Origin of the sequence: Mesorhizobium sp. M7A.F.Ca.US.011.01.1.1, assembly GCF_003998295.1 — a bacterium.
GTDB lineage: Bacteria > Pseudomonadota > Alphaproteobacteria > Rhizobiales > Rhizobiaceae > Mesorhizobium.
Genome location: NZ_RZRT01000139.1, coordinates 1 through 2741, shown reverse-complemented (window position 1 = coordinate 2741; position 2741 = coordinate 1). Strand labels below are relative to the sequence as shown.

Genomic DNA, 2741 nt, shown 5'->3' with positions numbered 1-2741 from the left:
CTTCGAGGCGAGTCCGGCGTGAAGCGCGAGGACCTGGACGACGACAAGTCACTGACGGGCGCCCGACGCGAGGCCGGTGAATTCCAGGCGATGAAGAGTTATGAGCGGACCGGTGGCGGCGGACGCCTCGGGCAAGGACAAGCCGGGTCGACGCTAGGTGGCGGCAGCAACACCCCTCGTTCGTCGCCGGGAGGATTGGGGGCTTCGGGGAGTTCCATGTCCAGTAGGGCACCGAAGTCTACTGCTGCTGCGAGTTCGCCCAGAGCCCCTAGCGCGCCGATCCTGGTCTATGGCGCCACGCTCGCCGGTTTCCGGCCGGAAGAGGAGGAGGAAGACTGGAAGCGGCGCGGCGGCGGCGGCCGTGGTGCTGGTCGCCCGAGCGGTACAGGACGACCGGCGCGGACGGGCTATCAGGCGCGGGCCGTGGCGGCACGGGCAGGCTATGCGGCGGGCGCGCAGCCTGCTGTGTTCAAGGTCATGCCCAATCCTCCGTCGACCAGGGAAGCCGCTGCTCGGCTGCTCAATTACATCGGGAAGCGCGAGGACGAAAAAGGCGAGAAACACGACATCGAGATTTTTGACGAGGATGGGCAGGTCCTGGCGACAGGCGGCGCACGAAAAGCGTACCTGGAAACATTTTGCGAAACGTTCGAACCGCCCTTGGAAAATACCAATTTTATCGAAGTTAGTTTCGATCTCGCCGGCGAGGTCACCGATGCCGCCTTGAGCGAGGCGCTGAACGAGGCCTTCGGTGCAAAACCGTTCGTCTATGCGCAGGACGGACAGACGGTGCAGGTTTACGCGCACACCGATGAGCGGGCAGGACCTATTGCGAGGGTCCTTGCCGGTGGTCGAGAAAATTCGCGCAGCAAGGCGCTCGACAAGATCGAGGCGCGCTTGTCTGAAGGCATGGGCGCGGCGGGGGTGGTAGCCAAGGCAGAGGTAACGGCGGCCGTCAGCCGTGAACCTAAAGCGAAATACTTTTTGCAAAAGTTCATCCGTACAAACAAAGACGTCCGCACTGCGAACGGCGAGCCAATTCTGGGCGCGCGGAACCCCGCCAAGGCGGCGGCTTCGGTCTACGAGCAATGGCGCCCGCAGTTTTCAGGGCGTGAGCGCCGCAATGCCTATCACCTCCTTTTCTCGGCAAGAGCTGGCACCGATGCCAACGCCGTTATGGCTGCGGCGCGCGCTGTACTCGAGGAGCGCGCGCCAGGATACAAGTTCGTCCTGGCGCATCACAAGGACACCAAGCACGTCCATATCCATGCGATGGTGCAGGCACGGTCAGCCGATGGCGAGCGCCTGAAATTCTATAAGCCGGATCTCGCGGCCTGGCGCGAGACCTTTGCGGAAAAAGCACGCGAGAACGGCATTGCGATGGTGGCGACGCGGCGCATGGATCATGCGATGACGCGGCCATTCACGAAGGAGCATGCCGGAGCCTACAGCCGCGCCCAGAGCGATCCGCGCTACCAGGTCAGCGCCAGGACGATCGAGCGCGTGGAGGCCAAACGGCAACGCCGTTTCGATGTGCAATCCCTTGTCGTGAACGGCGATGCAATCGCAGCCGCATGGCAAAAGACTGTGACGACGATGCGGACCGCGGGGATAGTCGGTCAGGCTCTCACGGCGGCGGAGTCGATCGGCAACAATTTTCTCCAGTTCCGCGGCGATCGGACAGGGGAGGGGCAGCCAGGTCCTGCGGGTCGCGGAGCTGATCAATCGGGGCAGAAGTCTTTCCTGTCCCATCCCGGTATGAGAGAATTGAATGCACTGATAGGAGATTTGAACATGGCGCACACCCCCTTGGAAATGCGACGTCAGATGGCCCGCGTCAATCAGGCTCTGGACAATATGCGCGAGACGCTGCCGCCGGCGCATCAAGGACAGTTCGAACAGTATCATGAAGAGGTCAACGACAAGATGCACGACCGTCTGGCGCGGCTGCAATTCGAGCGGCAGCAACAGCGTCGTGGTGGTGGCGGTGAGGAGCCAATTCCCGAGCGCGAGGCGCGAGGGCGAGATCTTCCAACGCGGGACGATCCCCGCCAGCCGGGCGAGCCGCGCACAGGCACCGAGCAGGAGCAGGTGAGAGCCAAGCAGAAGGACAACAAACAGAAGGCGGGGCAGTCGGAAGAGCAGGACCGGAAGACCCAGCGCTCAAACGATAACGATTACGAGCTTTGAGCAAGGGCCAACCTAGCGTCCTGAGGTCTATCAAAACGACGCATCGTCACAGAATGATCAAGTTGGATGGCAGCAATGCGCCTGATGTCGGTCGTTGATGAGGCAGGAGCCTCGACCTGAAAGCAGACATTGCCGGCACCTGGCTGCGCGCTAGTTTACCCTTTGCTCCAGGCGCTCGCGAAGGGCCGAAACAATTTCCCGCAGCAGATTTCGTGCTCCCGTCATCGCCCTGATTTCTGCGTCCAATGGTGCGCCCTGCGCCCATATGTTCGAGGCGTAACGAATGCCCCAAGCCTTGAGCATTGCCGGAGGCACGGCAATGGCGGAGGCTACTACCTAGCTAGACGCATTCGTTTCGCCGGCCCCGTAAAGGGGGCTTTTTTCATTTCCGCATTTGCACTATGTGGCGGCGATGGCGAAGACCAACTTCACGCAGGCGCAAAGGTACGCGATTTTCACCGCCCACGGTGAAAAGTGCTGGATTTGCCGCGAGCCGGTCAGCTTGGCCGAAATGGAAGTCGACCACGTTATCCCGGAAAGCCTGGCAGAGC

The 2741-nt window shown here is 61.7% G+C and carries 1 protein-coding gene; it reads left to right on the top strand.

The features are described 5' to 3' along the window. A partial coding sequence (locus tag EOA13_RS36760) for a relaxase/mobilization nuclease domain-containing protein (RefSeq protein ID WP_206535367.1) occupies positions 1–2190 on the top strand: 2190 nt, incomplete at its 5' end. Positions 2191–2741 lie beyond the last annotated feature (551 nt).